Genomic DNA, 20,182 nt, shown 5'->3' on the forward strand with positions numbered 1-20,182 from the left:
TTGCTCAAGCTCGCGGTTTTCTCAAGTACGTTGGAAGTAGTCCATGAGAAGGGAGAAGATCATCATGGGATTCTTCGACCGATGGAACATCGGCTGCGGTGGTGGCCGCGGTTGGGGAGGCGGCGGGCGCCGCGGAGGCTATGGGGGCCGTGACGACTTTGGTTACGGAGGCTATGCGAGCTTCGGTGACTTCGGAGGCCGTGGAGGACGCGGTGACTTCGGAGGCGACGGGGGCGGCGGAGGCTACGGGGGCGGCGGGGGCTACGGGGGAGGACGGGGTGGCGGCGGCGGCGGTGGTGGCCGTTAGTACTCGACCCTGTTGATCCGGCCATGGCCGGGCTTCATGCCCGGCCATGGCTGGTCCTGTGATGGACGACGCGGGGTGATGACCACGATTCGTGCCATGCGGTCGGCGTTGCGGCGCCTGGTGACCGTCGCCCAGGATTCCGACGAGATCGTCGAGGCCGCGCCTCCGGTCCCCATGCGGGAGTTGTTCCGGCGGTTCTGGCCGTACACGCGCGGTCGCCGGAAATGGCTCATCGTGATCTTCCTGATGATCGTGATCGGGCCGGTGGTGGACACCGCCGAGATCTGGCTGTTCAAGATCGTGATCGACGACATGCTCGTCCCCCGCAATCTGCAGCTCTTCCTGCCGATCGCGCTCGCCTTCGTCGGGCTCACGCTGTTCTCCGGCGTCATCGGCTTCATCGACGGCGTCGTCTCCACGTGGGTCAGTGAACAGTTCCTGCTCACCCTGCGATTCGACGTGTTCCGCCACGTCCAGAACCTGTCCCTCGGATTCTTCGAACGCCGAAAGCTCGGCGACATCCTCACCCGGGTGACCGGCGACGTCGAGGCCGTCGAGACCTTCCTGCTCTCCGGCGTCGCCAACGCCCTCTCGCACGTGGTGCAACTGGGACTCTTCCTCGGCGTCCTGTTCTACCTGAGCTGGGAACTGACCCTGCTGGCCCTGGTCATCGCCCCGCTGTTCTGGTTCACCGCCCGAGGCTTCTCCGGTCTGATCAAGGCCGTCTCGCGCGAACGGCGCCGGCGCAGCGGCTCGATCAGCGCGACCGCCGAGGAGACCCTGGGCAACATCGCGCTCGTGCAGGCGTACAACCGCCAGGGGTGGGAGCAGGAGCGGTTCCAGCGCGAGAGCCTCGGCCGCTACCGCGCGACGATGGCGTCGACCCGGATCGGCGCGCTGTTCGGACCGATCGTGGACGTCATCGAGCTGGTCGGCGCGCTGGTCGTGATGGGCCTGGGCACCTGGGAGCTCACCCAGGGCCGGCTCACGCTGGGTGGGCTGATGGTCTTCCTGACCCTGCTGAGCAGGCTCTACACCCCGATCCGGGGCATGTCGCAGCTCAGCAACACCTTCTACGCCGCGTCCGCCTCCGCCGAGCGGATCGCCGAGCTGCTCGACCAGCGCCCCCAGGTCGCCGAGGTCGCCCACCCCTGCCCGCTGCGGCGGACCGAGGGATCCGTCGAGTTCGACGGTGTCCACTTCCGCTACCCGGAGACGACCCGGTCGGCGCTCACGGACGTCTCCTTCAAGGTGGCCCCCGGCGAGACCGTGGCACTGGTCGGGACGAGCGGTGCCGGAAAGTCCACCATCGCGAAACTGCTGCTGCGTTTCTACGATCCCGACCAGGGCGCCGTCCGGCTGGACGGGCACGATCTGCGCGACCTCGGGCTCACCGACCTGCGCGACCACGTCTCGGTGCTCCTCCAGGAGACCCTCGTCCTGCACGGCACGGTCCGCGAGAACATCGCCTTCGGCCGCCCGGGCGCCACCGAGCAGGAGATCGTCGCGGCGGCCCGCGCCGCCGACGCCCACGACTTCGTCACGGGGCTCCCGGAGGGCTACGACACCGTCGTCGGCCAACGCGGCCGGCTCCTCTCCGGCGGACAGCGCCAGCGCCTCGCCATCGCCCGCGCGATGATCCGCGACGCACCCGTCCTGATCCTGGACGAGCCCACCACCGGCCTCGACGCCGAATCCGGACAGCGCATCCTCCAGCCCCTGCGCCTGCTGATGAGCGGCCGCACGACGATCCTCATCTCGCACAACCTGCTCAGCGTCCGCGACGCCACCCAGATCGTCTTCCTCGAACACGGCCGGGTCGCCGGACTCGGCACCCACGACCAGCTGCTCGCCACAAGCCCCGGCTACGCCCGCCTCCAGCTCCTGCACGGGCCGCCGGACGACGTCCCCACGATCGAGGAGTTCACCTCCTGAACCCGGACGGGGTCGCGGCCGCGTATCCGTGGTCCGGCGGCCCGGGTCAGGTGCCGGTGGCGCCGGATGCGAGCCCGAGGATGAGGGCCCGCATCACCGGGGCGGGGTCGATCCGCGCGCCGAGGGACTGGAACGCGGCGAGGCCGTCCGTGCCGGCGGCGGCCGCCTCGCCCAGGGGGCGGGGGTCGAAGGCGCCGCCGTGCTCGTCCGCCAGGACCTGGAACAGGGCGACGAAGCAGGCCCGCCACCGCCGGTACTCCGCCTCCAGGCTCTCCCGCACGCTGTCGTCGTTCGCGGCGAACCAGTGCAGGGCGGAGTGCACCCGCGCCAGGTCGCCGGCCTCCGGCTCCGCCAGCAGCCCGATGACCCGCTCGGCCCGCTCGGCGAACGCCCCGGGGCCGGCCACCGCCTCCTCCAGGGGGGTGATCCACTCCGGCCGGATGCTCCGCACCACCGCCACGATGAGGTCGGTGCGGTTCTGGAAGTGGTAGTGGCACATACCGTGCGTCACCCCGCCGAGGGCGGCGACGTTACGCGTGGTGAAGGGCACCGTGCCGTCCCCGGCGAGCAGTTCGCGCGCGGCGGCCAGGAGCCGGGCCCGGGTCTGCTCGCCCTTGGCCGAGGCGCGCGGGCGCCGGGGGGCGGGGGCGAGGGGGCGGGGGTCGTCGGAGCGCGTGGCCATCCGGAAACTCTAACGAGCCCGTGGGGGCTGCCCTTTGCGCAATGTACCGGTACCGGCGCGATGTATTGACCGAGCGCTTGGTCAGTTTTACGGTCATGGCCACCACGTGGAAACGGCCACGTACGGAGAGGACTGGGAGGTCAGGAGATGAACGGTCACAGCGAACCGCACGTCTCGTCCGGCAGAGCGCGGGGCGTACTCGGGCGGCGGAACTTCCTCGCCGCCACCGGGCTGGCGGTGGCGGGCACCGCCTGGGCGGCGGACGGCGCCGCCGCAGCCGTCCGGGGCGCCGGCGCCGACCTCGCGGCGGCCGGGCGCGCGCCCGTCGGCCCCGCGCTCGCCGGCACCTTCGCGGTGCCGATCGACACGGTGGCCCACACCAGGACCTGGATGGCCTGGCCGGACGACCCCGCCATCTGGACCGGCCGCCGCGGCGGCCGCGGTGGCGGCACGACCCCCTCGGTCGCGCAGATCCAGGCCAACATCGCACTCGTCGCCAACACCATCGCGACGTACGAACCCGTCTACCTGTGCGCCAACCCGGCCGCGGCCGCGGCCGCCCGCCGGGCCTGCCCGGCGGCCGACGTCACCGTGCTCACCACCATCCCCGTCAACGACTGCTGGATGCGCGACTCCGGCCCGGTCTTCCGCACCGACGGGCTCGGCGGCCTGGACGCGATCGGCCTCAACTTCAACGGCTGGGGCGGCAACCAGACCTTCACCAACGACGGCAAGGTCGCCGCCCGCGTCGCCGCCCACGTCGGCGTGCCGTTCACGGCGGCCGGACTGGTCTCGGAGGGCGGCGCCATCGAGACCGACGGCACGGGCACGCTGATGGCCACCCGGAGCAGCATCCTCGTCTCCAACCGCAACCCGGGCATGACGCAGGCCCAGGCCGAGAACGCGATGACGGCCGGGTACGGCGCGACGAAGGTCATCTGGTTCACCGGGGTCGCCGGCCAGGACATCACCGGCGACCACGTCGACGCGACCTCGCGCTTCCTCGCCCCCGGCCGGGGCCTCGTCCAGCAGCCGAACGCCACCGACGACCCGTCGGACGTCTGGACCAAGGACGAGCTCAGCCAGTACGGCGTGCTCTCCTCGGCCACCGACGCCCGTGGCGTCCGCATCCAGGCCACCAAGCTCGGCGGCCCCGACTACTACACGATCCGGCAGAGCGATCCGGCCTTCGTCGGCTCCTACGCCAACTACTACGTCTGCAACGGCGCCGTGATCGCCGCCCAGTTCGGCGACCCCCGGGCCGACGCGGCGGCGAAGGCGACGCTCCGGTCCCTCTTCCCGGGCCGGGTCGTCGAGCAACTGAACATCGACTACATCGGCCTCGGGGGCGGCGGCATCCACTGCGTCACCCAGCCGCAGCCGATCCCCTGACCCGTCGGGGCCGAGCGGAGCGGGAGTTCCTCGGCTCATGGCCCTGCGGAACGGGCGCCGGTCCCCTGTGGTCTCGCAGGGGACCGGCGCTCTGCGGGCGGCGTCGTTCAGCGGCAGAGGGCCGTGTCCACGACGGCGTCGACGTGCTTCCTGGTCGCCTCGTCGTCCAGCTGCATGGTCACCGCGACATTGGCGGCGCGGCCGCGGTCCGTGGCGCCGCCCCGGGTCTCGTAGCCCGGGAAGCTGCCGCCGTGGCCCCAGTACACACCGCCGCAGGACAGCGGCTTGCTCACGATCCCCAGTCCGTAGCGGGCGCCGTCGCCGAAGGGGTACTCGGTGGCGACGGTGGTGCGCATCTGGGCGAGCTGGGCCTCCGGGAGGAGGTCGCCGTGCAGGAGCGCGGTGAAGAACCGGTTGAGGTCGGAGTCGGTGGAGACCAGCTGCCCCGCCGCCCAGCCCCAGGACGGGTCCGTCTCCGTGACGTCGAGCAGCGGCGCCCCGGCCGAATCCCGGTAGTAGCCCTTGGGGTGGGCCTCCCGGATGGTCGCGTCGCCGGGGGCGGGGAAGTAGGTGTGGCGCAGCCCGATGGGCTTGATGATGCGTCGGTCCATCTCCTCGGCGAGGGGGCGTCCGGTGATCTTCTGGACGATCAGGCCGGCCAGCAGGTAGTTCGTGTTGCTGTACGCCCACTTCTCGCCGGGGGCGAAGTCGGCCTTGTGCTGGAGCGCGAGGTCGAGGAGGTCGCGGGGGTCGAAGTACCGGACGTCGTCCCCGAGGTAGGTGCTGTAGTTGGGGAGTCCGCTGGTCTGCTGCAGCAGTTGGCGGACGGTGATGTGGCGTCCGTCGATCCCGTCCCCGCGTACGAGGCCCGGCAGGTAGGTGTCGACCGGGGCGTCGAGGCTGACCTTCCCCTCGCCGACCAGTTGCAGCACGACGACCGCGGTGAAGGTCTTGGTGTTGCTGCCGATCCGGACCTGGCCGTCGACCGGTACCTTCGCGCCGGTGGCCAGGTCGCCGACCCCGGCGGTGTAGATGCGGGTGCGGCCGTCCGGGCCGCGGACGGAGGCCAGCGCGGCGGGCAGCCGGTCGGTGCGCACCAGCGCGTCCAGGCCCTGCTGGACGGTGTCCGGCCGGGCGGTGTTCGGCCGGGCGGCGGCCGAGGCCGAGGCCGGGGGCGCCAGGGCGCTCATCGCCAGGACGCCGACGGCCATCGCGGCCGCCGCCGGCACGGCCCGTCGCCGACCGCCCTGCTGCCGCCGGGACGAACGAATCCGCTGCCATGTCTGCGCACGCATGAGTCAACTCCTGTGGAATCGTCGGGAAACGGTGGTGGGCGCCGATGTCGGGGGCCACCCGTCGGCCGGGTCCGGTCAGTGACCGGTGAACTGCCGGTGGACGCACTCCCGGTACTGCTGGAAGCTGTCGGGCCGGTAGCAGGCCTGCGTCTTGTTCGCGTACCAGGCCAGGAGGAACACGGCCAGGACGGACACCGCGATCGCGAGGACCGACGTCACCACGCCGGTGAGCGCCCTGCCCCGGCCGACGCCGGTCCGCCGGGCCGTCCGCAGGGCGACGGCGCCCGGGATCAGGCCGAGGACGCCGAACAGGCCGCCGACGAGGACGACCGAGGTGAGCAGGCCGAGGACGCCGAGCACCAGGGCGGCCACGGCCGGGCCGTTTCCGCCGGACGGGTTGCTCCCGCCGACCGGCGTCGGTGCCGTGTGATGCGGCGATGTCCCTGTCCTGGACAGCCCTGTCCTCGGCATCCCTTGCGCGTTCAACAGCAGCCCTCTCGTCAACTGGTCGGGGCACGATCCTGGTTTCCGCGGGCCCGGGTGCGCATCGCGGAAAGGCAGGAGAAAGTGCTCCCTCGATCGGGGGAGGCCGCTGCTGAGCTGCCCGGTCATACTGGCGACCATGTTCAGGGGAATCCGGCCGTTTCTGCGCGGCTCCACGTATGCGGGTGTGCTGTTCGCCTCTTGCGGCGCGTTGGCCAGCCTTCCACTGCTGGCGTTCGCCATGCTGCCGGCGCTGCTGTGGCGATCGGCTCCCTGGGGAGTGCAGGCCGCGCTGTGCCTGCTGGTCTGGGCGGCGCTGGTCGCCGCGGTCGGGCTGGCCCGCACCACGCGGCGGGTGCTGGTCGTGGGCGCCCGTCGGCTGCTGCGGGTGCCGCTGCCGGACCCGGTGGCCGGCCGTCGGCCCGCGAGCCCGCCCGGCACCGCGCCGAGCGCCGCCGCGTCCTCCGGAACCGCGAACCCCGGCGCCGACCGCTGGCGGACTCCGCTCTGGCTGCTGCTGCACGTGGCCCTGGGGTGGACGGGCGGGTTGGCGAGCTGCGTGCTGTTCGTCATGGCCCTGTCCCTGCCCGGGGACTGGCTCGACGGCGAGGCGCGGTTGAGCCTGTTCGGCCGGTCGGTGCAGGTGACGGGCGCCTGGCGCTGGCCGGTGGCGCTCGGTTGCCTGCTGCTGGCGCTGGCCGTGTGCGTGCTGGTGACGGGCGCCCTGCGCCGGCTGGCGCCGCCGCTGCTGGGCCCGTCGTCGGCCGAGCGGCTCGCGCTGGCGGCCGAGCGGGAGCTGCTGCTGGCCGAACGCAACCGACTGGCCCACGAACTGCACGACTCGATCGGGCACACGCTGACGGCGGCCACGATCCAGGCCGCGGTGGCGGGCGAGGTGCTCGCCGCCGATCCGGCGGCCGCGCGGGCCGCCATGCGCAGCATCGAGGAGTCGACCCGGGCCGCGCTGGAGGACCTGGACTACGTGCTGGGCGTGCTGCGCGAGGAGGAGGCCGGGACGGCGCCGGCCCGGACCCTGGCCGACCTGCCCGAGCTGCTGGACCGGCTGCGGCACGCGGGCGCGGTGGTGGAGCCGGAGCTGTCGGGCGACCTGACGCAGGTGCAGGGCACGCTCTCCCGGGCGGCGTACCGGATCCTGCAGGAGGGGCTGACGAACGCGCTGCGGCACGGGGCGGGCGGTCCGATCGAGGTCCGGGTGGCGGCCGCGCCGGACGGGCTGGAGCTCAGCGTGGTCAACCGGACCGGGGCCGGTACGGGCCGGGGCGCCTTCCCGACGTCCGGGCACGGCCTGCCCGGGCTGGCCGAGCGGGTGCGGCTGCTGCACGGTGAGATCGAGGCCGGCCAGGACGGCCCGCAGCGCTGGCGGTTGGCGGTCCGGCTGCCGGTACGGTTGTCCGCGTGACCGGCTCCGCGACGGGTGAAGCCACCGCTACCGGCCCCGCGGGAACCCCCGTCACGCTCCTGATCGCGGACGACGACGAGGTGACCCGCAGCGGCCTGCGCACCCTGCTCGCGGCACAGCCGGGGATCGCGGTGGTCGGGGAGGCGGCCGACGGCGTCGAGGCGGTCGAGCAGGCGCTGCTGCTGCGGCCGGACGTGGTCCTGATGGACGTCCGGATGCCGCGCCGCAACGGGATCGACGCCACCCGGCAGCTGCTGGCCGGGTCGGCCGAACCGCCGAAGGTCGTGGTGATCACCACCTTCGAGAACGACGGCTACGTCACCGCCGCGCTCGGCGCGGGCGCCAGCGGGTTCGTGCTCAAGCGGCTTCCGGTGCGGCAGATCGCGGAGGCGGTGCGGGTGGTGGCGGCCGGGGAGGCGATCCTCTTCCCGGCGGCGCTGCGCCGGATGGTCGCGGCCCGCCCGCTGGACTCCGCCGAGGCCTTGCCGCGGGCGGCGCTGACGGGACGTGAGGAGGAGGTGCTGCGGGCGATGGCCACCGGCCTGTCCAACCCGGAGATCGCGCAGTCGCTCACGGTGACCCTGGAGACGGTGAAGACGCACGTCGGGAACGTGCTGACCAAGCTCGGCGCGCAGAACCGGACCCACGCGGTGGTGATCGCGTACGAGTCCGGCCTGGTGGTGCCGGGGTTCGCCGGCTGAGGCGGCGTGAGGCGGCGTGGGGCGGCGTGGGGCGGCGTGGGGCGGCGTGAGGCGTCCTGACCCGGCCTGGCGCCGGTGTCCACCGCCGGGTGGAGGCGGGCGCGGCGGGCGGGTGGAGTGCCGCCGGCGCGATGTCCACCCCGGCGCCGAGGCCGACCGCCGGGCCGCCGCCGTACCGTCGCGCCATGACCGCACTCCTCCGCCGGAAGGCCGCGACCGGCGGCCTGTTGGTGTGCCTCGTGCTGCTGCCGGCCGTCCTGGCCCCCTCCGCCGCCGAAGCCGCTCCCACGGCTCCTGCCGCTCCCGCCGCGCTCGCCTGGGGCGCGTGCCCGGCGCCGACCCCGAACGCCAACGGCGTGCCGTTCCCGCGCGATCCGCGCGAGCAGTGCGCGACCCTGCGCGTCCCCCGCGACTACCGGGACCGGCGGTCCGGCACCCTCACCCTCACCGTCTCCCGGATCCGCACCGCCGACCCGGCGCACCGCAAGGGCGACCTCGTGGTGGTGCCCGGCGGGCCCGGCGGCTCCGGACTCGACTACCCGGGCGAGGCGGTGTCGTTCCTGCCGCCCGCGGTGCTCGCCTCCTACGACCTGATCGGCTTCGACGAGCGCGGCGTGGGCAACAGCACCCCGGTGCACTGCGACCTGTCCGAGGCCGACCGCGCCGCCCAGCTCAACTACCCCTTTCCGGCCCCCGACGGCTCGATCACCGCGAACCTCGCCTACGCCAGGACGGTGGCCGACGCCTGCGCGGCCGCGGGCGGCTCCTACCTCGCCGACATCACCACCGCCAACTCGGCCCGCGACCTGGACCGGATCCGGGCCGCGCTGGGCGTGCGCAGGATCTCCTACCTGGGCACCTCGTACGCCACCTACCTCGGCCAGGTCTACGCGAGCCTCTTCCCCACCCGCACCGACCGCGTCGTGCTGGACAGCACGGTGGCCCCGGACGGCGAGCAGCAGGGGGTGAGCCTGTTCGGCGAGGGCGCCGAGGACACCTTCCCGGCCCTGGCCGGGTACCTCGCCGCCCGTGACGCCACCCTGCACCTCGGCGCCGCCCCCGAGGCCGTACGGGCGACGTACCTGCGGCTGGGCGCCGAACTCGACCAGGCGCCGCTGGTCCTGACCGACGGCCGGACGCTCACCGGCACCGTGCTACGGGCCGTCACGTACTCCTCGCTGACCAACCCGCGCTACTACCCGCTGGCGGCCGTCGTCCTGCAGCTGGCCGCCACCCGCGCCACGACGCCGCCGGGCGGCTCCTCGGGCAGCCCGCTCCCGCGGGTGATCCCGGACAACTTCGTCGCCGCGCAGGATGCCGTGATCTGCGACGACTCCGCCTGGCCGCGCGATCCGGCCTACTACGCGGCCCGCACCGCCGCCGACCGGGAGCGTTACCCGCTCACCGCCGGGATGGGCGGCAACGTCTGGCCGTGCGCCTTCTGGCACTACCGTCCGAAGGAGCCGCAGGTGCGCCCGAACCCCGCCGGGCCGCGCAACGTCCTGCTGCTGCAGAACCGGCACGACCCCGCCACCCCGTACTCCGGCGCCCGGCAGACCCTGGCCGCCTTCGGCCACCGGGCCGCCATGCTGACCGTCGACGCGGCGGGCCACGGCGTCGACTTCGGCGATCCCCGGGTCAGCGGCCCGTTCACCGCCTTCCTGCTCACCGGCCGGCTTCCCGCCTGAAGCCGAGGTATGACATCTTCACACCGGCTTCGTGATTTCCTTACTGTCCGCGGCCACTTCCCTGCTCGCATACTCCGGCTAAGAGCCGTCGAGACGAGGGAGCCGGTGGGAATCATGGACGAGTGCCCCGTCGTGCATCTGTGGTCGCTGGCCGAGGACGTCGCCGTACACCCGGGCGCCCTCGACGGTGAGCTTGTTCTGGTCGGTCTCTTCGGGACCGAACACATCAAAGACGAACCGCTGGTCGTCGCCGAGGCGCTCCGGCGCATGGAACTCGGCCCCGTACTCCTCACCAACGTCGAGGCCGGCTCGGACAGCGGCCTCTCGCCGGACGAAGTGCAGTCGGCCCTCTCCCGCGTCCTCAAACGCATCCCGCACCTCGTGGTGTGCACCCTGGGCGTGGACGATCTGCGCGGCCCGCTGCTCTCCGTCGTCCCCCTGGTGCCCACCGCCCTCCTCGCCGTGGCCCGGCTCCCTGCCCGGAGCCGTCTGCAACTGCCCCGGGGCGCATCGTTCACGGTGGACGGCAACCGGATCGTGCTCCGGCGGAAGGGCGCCGCCTACCGGGTCGAACTGCACCGACCGGAGGCGGCCTGGGTGGTCGCCAGGCTGGCCTGGCCCACCACGCCGGACGCCGTCTCACGGGAGCTTCCGCTGCCCTGGTCGGTCACCCGCAGCATCCTGGAGTACCTGGTGGCCGCGGGCATGCTCACCCACATCCGCGACGCCGCTCCCGGGTCGCCGAGTCGGCCGGCGTCGCCGGAGGATTGAACCGGGCGCCGCCTCACAGCAGCCAGCCGGCCTCGCGGGCGAGCTTGATGGCGTCGACCCGGTTGCGGGCGTTGAGCTTGGTCACGGTGGTGGTCAGGTAGTTGCGCACGGTCCCCAGGGACAGGTTCAACTGGTTCGCGATCTCCCGGGGTTCGGCCCCGTCGGCGGCCAGCTGGAGCACCTCCGTCTCCCGCTCGGTCAGCGGCGTCCCGGTGCTTCCCCAGGCGGCGAGGGCGAGTTGGGAGTCGATCGCCCGCTGTCCCGCCGCCACCTTGCGGATCGCGGTGGCCAGTTCCTGCGGCCGGGCGTCCTTCAGCAGGAAACCGGAGACCTGCGCCTCCAGGGCGCGGCGGAGCGTGCCCGGCCGGCCGAGGCTGGTGAGGATCACGGTCCGGCACTCCGGGACGTGCTTGCGCAACAGGGCGGCGGCGGCGAGTCCGTCCATACCGGGCAGGTCGACGTCGATGACGGCCACGTCCGGCCGGAGCTCCCGGGCGGTGGGCAGGATCTCGTCGCCGCGTTCGAGTTCACCGACGATCTCCAGGTCGTCCTCCAGATTGAGGAGTGCGACCAGGGCGCCACGCACCATGTGCATGTCCTCGGCCAGCAGAATGCGGATGGTCACGGCGAAGTTCCTCCAGGGGCGGATGGTTGACGTGTGATCAGGCGCCGGGATCGATCGTCGGGAGAGGGCGCCGGGGCCGGACGGCCGGGTCAGGCGGCGGATTCGCCCCGCTCGTCCCGGCCGACCGACTTGAGCCGGCCCCGGGCCGGGGCCTCGGCGATCAGCCGGAACGTGCCGTCCGTGCCCCGCTCGACGTTCAGCGTGCCCGACTGCACGAGCAGCCGCTCCCGCAGGTTGCCCAGGCCGCTGCCACTGTGCGCCGAGGTGTCCCGGTAGGCGGGGTCCACGCCGTCGTTGGTCACGGTCAGCCGGACCAGACCCGCCTCCCGGGCGACCTGTACGGTGCAGAACGTCGCGTGGGAGTGCCGCAGCAGGTTGGTGACCGCCTCACGGAGCACGGTGGCGAGGACGGAGTCGACCGGCAGCTCCAACTCCTCGGTGTCCGCCTCGACCTGCACCCGCAGGCCCGCCGCTTCCAGCAGCGACCGGGCCGAACCCAGCTCCTGCTTCAGGGACATGTGCCGCAGGCCGTTGGAGATGGCGCGGACGTCGGCGAGCGACTCCCGGGAGATCTCCAGGACGTCGCCGACCTCGTCCAGGGCGCGCCGCGGATTGGTGGTCACCAGCCGCTGGATCAGCTCCGTCTTGAGGGTGATCGCCGACAGGCTGTAGCCGAGCAGGTCGTGCAGGTCGCGGGCGAACCGCAGGCGCTCCCGGGTGACGGCCATGTCGGCCAGCTGGCCGCGGGCCTCGTGCAGCGCCTGCACCAGCGCCGCCAGCCGGGACAGGCTGTAGACGACGAGGCCGGTCAGCAGGGTCGACTGGAGCAGGTAGACGCTGTCCTGGGTGGAGAGATGGTCGATCGCCGGCGGGATCACCATGGTCAGGCCGACGAAACCGTACGTGGCCCAGGCGAGCCAGCCGGGCAGGAGCAGCAGCAGGGAGCCGGCCAGGAATCCCGCCATGGAGCCCCAGACGCTGTGGAAGAGCGTGATGGGCAGGTAGGTCAGCAGCGCCTGGGTGCCGAGGGTCAGGCACTTCTGCCGCAGCGGCGCCCGGGCGGCGCCCGGGCTGGAGTGCCTCAATTGCAGGAAGAACATGACCAGTTGGCAGACGACGCAGATGACGAGTGCCGCGCGGGACAGGTGTGCCCCGAACAGGTTGTTGACGGTGACGCCGCTGTAGCACAGCAGGGCGACGACGAGGATGGCCCGGGCCGAGAGCCGGGTCGTGAGATCCGACGTGTCCGGACCGGAGGGCGTCGTCTCCCGAGTGGACCCCGCCTCACCGTGAGTCTCCACCATGGTTTCCCCCGTTGTCTTCCTGCCGGCCGGCGGCTGTGACTGGAGGAATCATATGGTGTGACTCCTGATCATGGGTCAGCCGATGAGTCATACGAAAAGCGGAATGGGGTTCAGCTCTTCGTACGGGGTCGGCTCCTTGCGGTGACCCAGGGACACCGGTGCGGTGAATAGTCGACCCGGGCCGAAGCGGGGCCAGAAATGCCGCAGTCCGGGAATTATCACCTTCACCACGGGCAGTTCAAGGTCCGGCCGGGTCTGGTTCAGGACCAGCAGTTCCATTCCTTTGGAACGCACCAACTCGGTGAGGAAAGAGACGTCCTGGAGCAGGTCGTCGGTGGGCGCGTACCTCCACGCGTCCGGACCGGCCGGCGGCCGCTCCGGGTCGGCCCACAGGTACGGCTGGTTCGCCGGGGTGGCGTGCTGCCACCAGGCCAGCGCGTCCGGATCGTTGATCCGGTAGCCCGAGCCCGAGGGCGTCACCCCGGCGACCAGGGGCAGCAGCTGGCCCATCTCGGTCAGGGCCCGGCACACGGCGACCCGGGGGTCGAAGTGCGCGCCGAAGCCGAAGATGACGTCCTCGGCCGGCTTGTCGGTGCGCCGGGACAGTGCGACCACCACCGGGATGCCGAAGTCCGAGGTGAGGTCGAGCGCCCAGGTTTCGCGGTGCTGGTCGCGGTAGGTGGCGCGCAGGCGGTCGATCCGGGGATCGTCGAAGGCGTCGAGGGCGACGGCCCGGTGGCGGGTGCGGTTGTACCACCACAGCGCCACCGCGTCCCGCTCGATCAGTTCCAGGAACCCCTGGACCAGCGCGTCCTCCGCGCAGCTGCCGGCGGCGTTGCCGTTGGAGTCCGCGCACAGCCCGTCGGGGGCGGCCCGGTCGCTGTAGTAGAGCATCGAGGTCGGCAGCAGCCGCCGGGTGCGCCCGGTCAGGGACCAGACGGGCGTCCAGTCGGTGGGCCGGTCCTCGTCGAAGCGCGGGGGGACGTACTGGAGCTGCGAACCCCGCTCGTTCCACCCGTCCCGGTCCGCCAACTGGGCCTCGGCGTACAGCTGGCAGGCGTTGGGGTGCACGGCGACCGGACCGAGCGAGCGGTAGCTGGCGCGCAGCGTGGGCTCGTCGCCGTGCCGGGTGCCGCTGTAGCGCTCGACCGCCTCGCCGAGCGCGCTGGTCCGGGCCTCCTCCTCGGTCAGGCCCTTGCCGCCGCTGAGCGAGCGCAGGCCCGCGCGCAGCCCCGCCAGCGAGGCGCTGCGCATGGCGAGGTTGCGCCCGGACAGGAACGCCTGGACGAAGGAGGGGCTGCCGGGCGCCCGGCGGATCTCCCGGATGATGCCGGTGACCGGGTCGACCAGGTGGGCGTAACGTTCCAGCATCTGGGCCGGGGTCAGCGCCCGGTGGCCGTTGAGGTGCCGGGCGGCCTTGGGACGGGAGACCGGGACGAACGGGGCGGCGGCCCGCCTGGCGACCAGGCCCGGGTCTCCGCAGGCGGGGCACTGCGGGCGCCGGGCCACCGGATGGGCCGCAGCGGTGGAGGTGAGGGTGTCCAGGGTGTGCACGGCGTCCTGAGCGCTGTTGCGCACACCCGCCAGCCACTTGGCGGCCTCCAGTACAGCCAGGTGCACGGTCATTGAGCGGCCCGCCGCCAGTGTCGCCATGGGCCGGGGCGGCGGACCGTCCAGTCCGAGCGCGCGCCGCAGCGGCGACTCCGAGTGGCGGTGGTCCTGCAACCGGGTGGCCAGGCAGTGCCAGCACGGTCCCTCGCCGGGGCGGAACACCGGCCCGACCCAGGAAGTGGCGGTTCCCACCGCCACCGGCAGCCAGGGCCGGCCCGCCAGGCGGTGCGCGGCGTCGATCTCCGCGAGCCGCGGGTCCAGGTAGTCGTCGCACAGGACGATCTCCAGCGCTGCGTCCGGCCTGGACGCCGTGACCGTGAGCCCCGACTCGGCGCAGGCGTTGCGCACCTGGTCGAGGTCGACGTCGGTCAGCGCGGTGAGGTGGACCGGGCGGGCGGCCACCGTGTACGGAACCCGGCTGCCGTCCAGGCCGGCCAGGTCCCAGTACGCCTCCTCGGCCCGGTCCACCGGTTGCGGCGGGGCGTCCGGGGCCCAGCCGAGGGCGCGCCGGCGCAGCAGGCCCGCCGCCTCCAGGCTGCGCAGCGCGGCGAGCACGTCGTCCCGGCCCATCGCGGGCGCCGCGTCCCGCACCACGGCCGGTTCGTCCCGGCTGCCGTCCAGGAGCGGCACCAGGATCGCGGCGGGCCGGCCGGACAGCGCGGTGACCCCGCGCTGCGAGACCAGATAGACGGCCTCGCCGGGGACCGGGAATGCCGAAAGGTGGCTTTTGAGGCCGAGACGGGCGCCGCCCATATCCGCCGTGGTCAATTCTGTCCCCCCCGTTTCCTGCATCACTTCCCCCGTCTCCCGTTTCAGCGGGCGCCCGACACCGGTCGGCCGTGGGACCGCTCGAGCGGCGGGTACAGGACGCAGGCGGTGAAGAGGGCGGTGCCGTTGTCGAAGGACCCGTCGAGGTCCTCGATCACGAGTGGGGAGGTCGCGCCGGTCACGCCGAGCTCGCCCAGGCGGGCGAGGGGAAGGGTGGTGGTACTCATGGTGTCATCACTCCTGTCCGGTCGGTCTTGCGGGGCGGTTGCGATCCTGCCTGACGTGGTCAGGCGCAGACAGTGGTGGATTCACCGCGCGGATGTGAAGTTCTCACGGATTCCGGAACGGGCCACTCCGGGATCCGTACGGCTGCCCGGAAGTCAAGACCGCTGCGCATCAAGGAAGCGTCAGAATCGCTTCGACGGCGGTGTGGTCGCGCGGCCTCGCGCACGGGTGGGGGAAGGCCTGGGGGTGAGAAATTCACATCCGACGGGCGTGGAATTCATGCGGAGACCGGTTAAGCCTTCACTGTCCGCCGACTTGACCGGAGCCTACGGTTCTCATTGCCGCAGACGCCCTGCCTGCGCATTCCAGTCCTCGGAATTCCTTTTGTCTCGCCTGTTGATGCGGAGCTCAGTACGGGGAGGAACGGACACCTCATGAAGGTCACCGACGTCACACCGCTCAGGACGGCCCTGCCCACCGCGGGCGGCACGGGGCGCGAGCGGGCGCGGGTTCCGCTGGACCTGCTGCAGCCCTCCCACTCGCCCCGCGTCAACGGCGAGAGCGACGAACACGCCCGGGTCCTGGCCCAGTTGGACACCGGGCTGCCGCCGATCCTGGTTCAGCGCAGCACCATGCGGGTGATCGACGGCATGCACCGGCTGCGCGCCGCGCAGCTGCGCGGGGACGACGGCATCGAGGTCGAGTTCTTCGACGGCGAGGAGGCCGACGCCTTCGTCCTCGCAGTCCGGCTGAACATCGCCCACGGCCTGCCGCTGACCCAGGCCGACCGCAACGCCGCGGCCGACCGCATCCTGGCGACCTTCCCGTACTGGTCCGACCGCCGGGTCGCCGCCAGCACCGGCCTTGCGGCCGGCACCGTCGCGGCGCTGCGGCGCCGTTCGACCGACCAGGACGGACAGTTGAACGTCCGGGTGGGACGGGACGGACGGGCCAGGCCGCTGCACGCGGCGGAGGGGCGTCGGCGGGCGGCCGAGCTGATCGCCGCCCACCCCGAGGCCTCGCTGCGGGAGATCGCCGAGTCGGCCGGTATTGCCCCGGCCACCGCCAAGGACGTCCGGGACCGGATGCGCGCCGGGCAGGACCCGGTGGCCCCCCGCGGCCGCCTTGGCGCGGCCGGGACCGAGCCCCGCGGGTGCACCGTGCCCGCACGCCAGGCCGACCCGGTCCGGCCCGCGCAGCCGCGCCGACTGGTGCTGTCGAGTCTGGGCAAGGACCCCTCGCTGCGCACCGAGGCGGGCCGCAGGCTGCTGCGGATGCTCAGCGACCACCACATCGGCGACGACGACGACTGGCACCGGATGGCCCAGGGGGTCCCGGGCCACCAGGTGGAGCTGCTGGCGCAGGCCGCGCGCCGCTGCGCCGACCACTGGCTGCGCCTGGCCGCCGAGTTGGAGACGCGCCGCCCGTGACCCGGCGTCACCTGGCCGCCGTCACCGGTGGTCGGTGACCCGGCGGCCGCGACCCGGGCCGGCGGTGCCATCGGCCGCCTCCCGAACACCGAACGCAGACAAGGAGACCCGTATGTTCGTCCCCGAGTGCTATCGCGAGCCGGACGGCACGTGGATGGCCGAGCTGGTGCGCCGCAACCCGTTGGCGCAACTGGTGACCAACGGCCCGGCCGCCGACGGACCCCGCGTGACCCACCTGCCGGTGATCCGCGACCCGGCGATGACCGGCGACTGGCCGCCGGACCTGAGCGGAGGCCTGCTGGTCGGGCACATGAACCGGGCCAACCCGCACTGGGCGGCGCTGGAGTCCGGCACGACGGCGCTGCTCACCTTCACCGGCCCGCACGCCTATGTCTCACCGACCCTGTACGGGGTGACGCCGGCCTCGCCGACCTGGAACTTCACCGCCGTGCACGTGCGCGGCGTGCTCCGCAAGATCGCGACGATCGAGGAGACGCTGGAGGTGGTGAAGGCCACCGTGCGCGCCTTCGAGCGGGACTTCGGCTCCGAGCTCGGCGTCGAGTGGGACATGACCGGATCGCTCGACTACTTCCGCAGCATCGTGCCGGCGGTGGGCGCTTTCCGGTTCGAGGTGACCGGCGCCGACGGCATGTTCAAACTCAGTCAGGAAAAGGAGCATGAAATCCGCGACCGTGTGCGACAGTGTTTCGCGCAGCGGGATTCCGGAAGACACCGAGAAGCGGCCGCTCTCATGGGCCGGTTGATGCAAACATCACCTGCGGGAGACGTCAGTGGAAACTGAACGGGAAATACTCGACATCGTCGGCGTGGGATTCGGCCCGTCGAATCTGTCGCTCGCCGTCGCACTGGAGGAGCACGAAAGCGCGCGGCGCGGCGAACCGGTCGCGTTCGCATTCTTCGAGCGGCAGCCGAGACTCGGCTGGCACCGCAACATGCTGTTGCCGTCGGCGAAGATGCAGATCTCCTTCCTGAAGGACCTCGCGACCTTCCGTAACCCGGCCTCGCGGTACAGCTTCATCTCGTACCTGCACGAGCGGGGTCGGCTCCCGCAGTTCGTCAACAACCAGGACTTCTTCCCGACCCGGCTGGAGTTCCACGACTACCTGGAGTGGGCCGAGGCGGGCTTCGCGGACCGGGTGACCTACAACGTCGAGGTGACGGGGATCCGCCGCCCCGCCGGGGCGGGCCCCGGCCCGCTGGAGAGCGTCGAGGTCGTGGTGCGGGACACCCGGGGGGAGACCAGCGCCGTCCGGACCCGCAACGTCGTCGTCTCCACCGGCCTGGTCCCGAGGATGCCCATCGGCATCGGCCGGGACGACCGGGTCTGGCACAGCTCCGAGTTCCTGGAGCGGTTCCGGGCGATGGACCCGCGCCGACTGCGCCGGATCGCCGTCGTCGGCGCCGGGCAGAGCGCGGCGGAGATCGTCCGGCACGTCTACGACGAGCTGCCGCACGCCGAGGTCTCGGCGATCCTGCCGTCCTACGGCTACTCGATCGCCGACGACACCCCCTTCGCCAACCAGGTGTTCGACCCGGCCGCGACCGACGAGTACTACTTCGGCTCCGACCGGTCCCGGGAGGCGTTCTGGCGGTACCACCGGAACACCAATTACTCGGTGGTGGACGACGAGGTCATCCGCGCGCTGTTCCAGCGGGCCTACGACGACGAGGTGGCGGGCACCGCGCGGCTGCGCTTCGTCAACCTCGCCCGGGCCGAGCAGGTCAAGCGGATCGGCGACGAGGTCCGGATCAGCGTCCACTCGCTCGCCACCGAGCAGGTGTCCGACCTGGACGTCGACCTCCTGGTCTGCGCGACCGGCTACGACGTCATGGACCCGGCCGGCCTGCTCGGCGACCTGGACGTCCACTGCCTGCGTGACGCCGAGGGCCGGCACCGCGTCGAGCGCGACTACCGGCTGGTCACCTCGCCCGAACTGCGGTGCGGCATCTACCTCCAGGGCGGCACCGAGCACACGCACGGGCTCGCGTCCTCCCTGCTGTCCAACATCGCCGTGCGCAGCGGCGAGATCGCCGACTCCCTCGTCGGCCGTCGTACCAGCCCGCAGACGGTGTCCTGACCCGTCCGCGGGGTCGATCGCAACACATCCCGAGAACATCCCGAGAGTGGAGGAACGATGAGCACGAACCCGTTCGACGCCGAGGACGGCAGGTTCTACGTCCTGGTGAACGGCGAGGAGCAGTACTCCCTGTGGCCGGCCTTCGCCGAGGTGCCGGCCGGCTGGCGGGTCGTCTTCGGTGAGGACGCGCGCGCCGCCTGCCTGGCGTACATCGAGCAGAACTGGACCGACATGCGTCCGAAGAGCCTGCGCGACGCGATGGCCGCGCAGGCCGTCGGCGCCTGAACCGCCCCCACCCGAGACGACCGGACCGGAGTTACCATGACGATTCGTCGGACCCCCGGCGGTGTGCCGGGACGCACCGCCCGTCCGCGCCGCTACCTGATGTGCCGCCCCGAGTACTTCGAGGTCAGCTACGCCATCAACGCCTGGATGGACCCGACCAAGCCGGTGGACACGGCCCGGGCCGTGATGCAGTGGGAGCGCCTGCACGACCTCTACCTGTCGCTCGGGCACCAGGTGGACCTGATCGACCCGCTGCCCGGCCTGCCCGACATGGTGTACGCCGCCAACGGCGCCACCGTGGTGGACGGCAAGGTGCTCGGCGCCCGCTTCCGCAACGTCGAGCGGGCCGCTGAGGGCCCCGCCTACCAGGAGTGGTTCCGCGCCAACGGGTTCACCGAGGTGCTCGACCCGGAGTTCGTCAACGAGGGCGAGGGCGACTTCCTCGTCACCACGAACTTCGTCCTGGCCGGCTGGGGTTTCCGCAGCACCCCCGAAGGACACCTGGAGGCCCAGGAGTTCTTCGGCAAGCCGGTCATCGGCCTGCGGCTCACCGACCCCCGCTACTACCACCTGGACACCGCGCTCGCGGTGCTGGACGGGGACGAGGTCATGTACCACCCGGCGGCGTTCTCGGCCGGAAGCCGGGCCGTCCTGGAGCAGCTCTTCCCGGACGCGCTCCTGGTCGGCGAGCAGGACGCCGGGGCGTTCGGCCTGAACGCGGTCAGCGACGGGCGCCACGTGGTCATCCCGGAGGCCGCGCAGACGCTGGCCGAGCAGCTCCGCGGGCGCGGGTTCGAGCCGATCGGCATGGACCTGTCCGAACTTCTCAAGGGTGGCGGCAGCGTGAAGTGCTGCACGCTCGAGATACGCGCCTGACCCGCCGCCGGGAACGGCAGGCACGGTGCCCCACGGAGCGCCGTGCCTGCCGTTTTTTCGTGCCGCTGTGCCTTTCGCCGGCTATGCCGCTGCTCATGCCGATTTTCGGCTCGCTGTTTGCAGCGCTCCTCGTGCTGTTCCGGATCGGCATCGTTCAACTGCGCAGTTCCGGGTCGGCCGACAACGATTAGAATGAATGCGCGATCACACCAGTCCGTAATTGTGGGTCACGAGTCCGGCACCTGCTCCCATCGAATTCATCTGCGAAGAATGGTCGAGCGCCGG

At 72.2% G+C, this 20,182-nt stretch carries 18 protein-coding genes; 11 read left to right on the forward strand and 7 right to left on the reverse strand.

Features of this window, described 5'->3' with window-relative positions:
• The first annotated feature begins 385 nt into the window (after window positions 1-385).
• Window positions 386-2,242, forward strand: coding sequence for an ABC transporter ATP-binding protein (locus P3T27_RS30825; protein ID WP_280684428.1), 1,857 nt, complete (start codon window positions 386-388; stop codon window positions 2,240-2,242).
• A gap of 46 nt (window positions 2,243-2,288) precedes the next feature.
• Here P3T27_RS30825 and P3T27_RS30830 read toward each other — a convergent pair whose 3' ends face one another.
• Entirely contained in the window at window positions 2,289-2,924 is a 636-nt protein-coding gene (locus tag P3T27_RS30830; protein WP_280684430.1) for a TetR family transcriptional regulator, read from the reverse strand.
• Between the two features lie 147 nt (window positions 2,925-3,071).
• Between P3T27_RS30830 and P3T27_RS30835 the strand changes: the two genes are divergently transcribed.
• Window positions 3,072-4,316, forward strand: coding sequence for an agmatine deiminase family protein (locus P3T27_RS30835; protein WP_280684432.1), 1,245 nt, complete (start codon window positions 3,072-3,074; stop codon window positions 4,314-4,316).
• 107 nt (window positions 4,317-4,423) lie between these two features.
• On the opposite strand, the gene P3T27_RS30840 is transcribed toward P3T27_RS30835, so the two are convergent.
• Both P3T27_RS30840 and P3T27_RS30845 read right to left on the reverse strand, forming a co-directional pair.
• Window positions 4,424-5,611 carry a serine hydrolase domain-containing protein gene (locus P3T27_RS30840; protein ID WP_280684434.1) on the reverse strand — a complete coding sequence of 396 codons (1,188 nt, stop codon included), beginning with the start codon at window positions 5,609-5,611 and terminating at the stop codon, window positions 4,424-4,426.
• 75 nt (window positions 5,612-5,686) lie between these two features.
• Window positions 5,687-5,983, reverse strand: coding sequence for a DUF4190 domain-containing protein (locus P3T27_RS30845; protein WP_280684435.1), 297 nt, complete (start codon window positions 5,981-5,983; stop codon window positions 5,687-5,689).
• A gap of 250 nt (window positions 5,984-6,233) precedes the next feature.
• On the opposite strand from P3T27_RS30845, the gene P3T27_RS30850 reads away from it, so the two are divergent.
• The 4 genes from P3T27_RS30850 to P3T27_RS30865 all read left to right on the forward strand — a co-directional run bounded on the left by P3T27_RS30850 (window position 6,234) and on the right by P3T27_RS30865 (window position 10,674).
• Window positions 6,234-7,514, forward strand: a complete 1,281-nt coding sequence (locus P3T27_RS30850; RefSeq protein ID WP_280684436.1) for a histidine kinase — start codon at window positions 6,234-6,236, stop codon at window positions 7,512-7,514.
• A complete protein-coding gene (locus tag P3T27_RS30855) occupies window positions 7,511-8,215 on the forward strand; it encodes a response regulator transcription factor (protein WP_280684438.1) in 705 nt (234 codons plus the stop codon). Before P3T27_RS30850 ends, P3T27_RS30855 begins: the two co-directional genes overlap by 4 nt.
• Before the next feature lie 185 nt (window positions 8,216-8,400).
• Window positions 8,401-9,903: an alpha/beta hydrolase gene (locus P3T27_RS30860; protein WP_280684440.1), complete on the forward strand. Its 1,503-nt coding sequence runs from the start codon at window positions 8,401-8,403 to the stop codon at window positions 9,901-9,903.
• 114 nt (window positions 9,904-10,017) lie between these two features.
• Window positions 10,018-10,674 carry an NADH oxidase gene (locus P3T27_RS30865; protein ID WP_280684442.1) on the forward strand — a complete coding sequence of 219 codons (657 nt, stop codon included), beginning with the start codon at window positions 10,018-10,020 and terminating at the stop codon, window positions 10,672-10,674.
• 13 nt (window positions 10,675-10,687) lie between these two features.
• Here P3T27_RS30865 and P3T27_RS30870 read toward each other — a convergent pair whose 3' ends face one another.
• The 4 genes from P3T27_RS30870 to P3T27_RS30885 form a co-directional block, all read right to left on the reverse strand.
• Window positions 10,688-11,299, reverse strand: a complete 612-nt coding sequence (locus tag P3T27_RS30870; protein WP_280684443.1) for a response regulator transcription factor — start codon at window positions 11,297-11,299, stop codon at window positions 10,688-10,690.
• A gap of 89 nt (window positions 11,300-11,388) precedes the next feature.
• Window positions 11,389-12,603 carry a histidine kinase gene (locus P3T27_RS30875; protein ID WP_280684445.1) on the reverse strand — a complete coding sequence of 405 codons (1,215 nt, stop codon included), beginning with the start codon at window positions 12,601-12,603 and terminating at the stop codon, window positions 11,389-11,391.
• Window positions 12,604-12,690: 87 nt separating this feature from the next.
• On the reverse strand, window positions 12,691-14,967 hold the full coding sequence (locus P3T27_RS30880; protein WP_280684459.1) for a TOMM precursor leader peptide-binding protein: 2,277 nt from the start codon (window positions 14,965-14,967) through the stop codon (window positions 12,691-12,693).
• Between the two features lie 59 nt (window positions 14,968-15,026).
• Entirely contained in the window at window positions 15,027-15,209 is a 183-nt protein-coding gene (locus tag P3T27_RS30885; protein WP_280684448.1) for a hypothetical protein, read from the reverse strand.
• Between the two features lie 432 nt (window positions 15,210-15,641).
• Here P3T27_RS30885 and P3T27_RS30890 point away from each other — a divergent pair, with 432 nt between their 5' ends.
• The 5 genes from P3T27_RS30890 to ddaH all read left to right on the forward strand — a co-directional run bounded on the left by P3T27_RS30890 (window position 15,642) and on the right by ddaH (window position 19,897).
• Window positions 15,642-16,637 (forward strand): streptomycin biosynthesis protein, encoded by a 996-nt coding sequence (locus P3T27_RS30890; RefSeq protein WP_280684450.1) that lies wholly within the window; start codon window positions 15,642-15,644, stop codon window positions 16,635-16,637.
• Window positions 16,638-16,749: 112 nt separating this feature from the next.
• Window positions 16,750-17,439, forward strand: coding sequence for an FMN-binding negative transcriptional regulator (locus P3T27_RS30895; protein ID WP_280684452.1), 690 nt, complete (start codon window positions 16,750-16,752; stop codon window positions 17,437-17,439).
• Window positions 17,429-18,736, forward strand: coding sequence for a SidA/IucD/PvdA family monooxygenase (locus P3T27_RS30900; protein ID WP_280684453.1), 1,308 nt, complete (start codon window positions 17,429-17,431; stop codon window positions 18,734-18,736). The genes P3T27_RS30895 and P3T27_RS30900 overlap by 11 nt, the downstream gene beginning before the upstream one ends.
• 57 nt (window positions 18,737-18,793) lie before the next feature.
• The gene (locus P3T27_RS30905; RefSeq protein ID WP_280684454.1) at window positions 18,794-19,021 is read left to right on the forward strand and encodes an MbtH family protein; all 228 of its coding nucleotides are present in this window, start codon (window positions 18,794-18,796) and stop codon (window positions 19,019-19,021) included.
• Window positions 19,022-19,057: 36 nt separating this feature from the next.
• Entirely contained in the window at window positions 19,058-19,897 is an 840-nt protein-coding gene (ddaH, locus tag P3T27_RS30910) for a dimethylargininase (RefSeq protein WP_280684455.1), read from the forward strand.
• The last annotated feature ends 285 nt before the right edge of the window (window positions 19,898-20,182 follow it).

This window comes from Kitasatospora sp. MAA19, assembly GCF_029894125.1.
GTDB lineage: Bacteria > Actinomycetota > Actinomycetes > Streptomycetales > Streptomycetaceae > Kitasatospora.

Bases quoted from the DNA above. Each gene is read 5' to 3' on its own strand.
- P3T27_RS30825 (WP_280684428.1), top strand. From the start codon at position 386: ATGACCACGATTCGTGCCATGCGGTCGGCGTTGCGGCGCCTGGTGACC.
- P3T27_RS30830 (WP_280684430.1), bottom strand. From the start codon at position 2,924: ATGGCCACGCGCTCCGACGACCCCCGCCCCCTCGCCCCCGCCCCCCGG.
- P3T27_RS30835 (WP_280684432.1), top strand. From the start codon at position 3,072: ATGAACGGTCACAGCGAACCGCACGTCTCGTCCGGCAGAGCGCGGGGC.
- P3T27_RS30840 (WP_280684434.1), bottom strand. From the start codon at position 5,611: ATGCGTGCGCAGACATGGCAGCGGATTCGTTCGTCCCGGCGGCAGCAG.
- P3T27_RS30850 (WP_280684436.1), top strand. From the start codon at position 6,234: ATGTTCAGGGGAATCCGGCCGTTTCTGCGCGGCTCCACGTATGCGGGT.
- P3T27_RS30860 (WP_280684440.1), top strand. From the start codon at position 8,401: ATGACCGCACTCCTCCGCCGGAAGGCCGCGACCGGCGGCCTGTTGGTG.
- P3T27_RS30865 (WP_280684442.1), top strand. From the start codon at position 10,018: ATGGACGAGTGCCCCGTCGTGCATCTGTGGTCGCTGGCCGAGGACGTC.
- P3T27_RS30875 (WP_280684445.1), bottom strand. From the start codon at position 12,603: ATGGTGGAGACTCACGGTGAGGCGGGGTCCACTCGGGAGACGACGCCC.
- P3T27_RS30880 (WP_280684459.1), bottom strand. From the start codon at position 14,967: ATGGGCGGCGCCCGTCTCGGCCTCAAAAGCCACCTTTCGGCATTCCCG.
- P3T27_RS30885 (WP_280684448.1), bottom strand. From the start codon at position 15,209: ATGAGTACCACCACCCTTCCCCTCGCCCGCCTGGGCGAGCTCGGCGTG.
- P3T27_RS30890 (WP_280684450.1), top strand. From the start codon at position 15,642: ATGAAGGTCACCGACGTCACACCGCTCAGGACGGCCCTGCCCACCGCG.
- P3T27_RS30895 (WP_280684452.1), top strand. From the start codon at position 16,750: ATGTTCGTCCCCGAGTGCTATCGCGAGCCGGACGGCACGTGGATGGCC.
- P3T27_RS30905 (WP_280684454.1), top strand. From the start codon at position 18,794: ATGAGCACGAACCCGTTCGACGCCGAGGACGGCAGGTTCTACGTCCTG.
- ddaH (WP_280684455.1), top strand. From the start codon at position 19,058: ATGACGATTCGTCGGACCCCCGGCGGTGTGCCGGGACGCACCGCCCGT.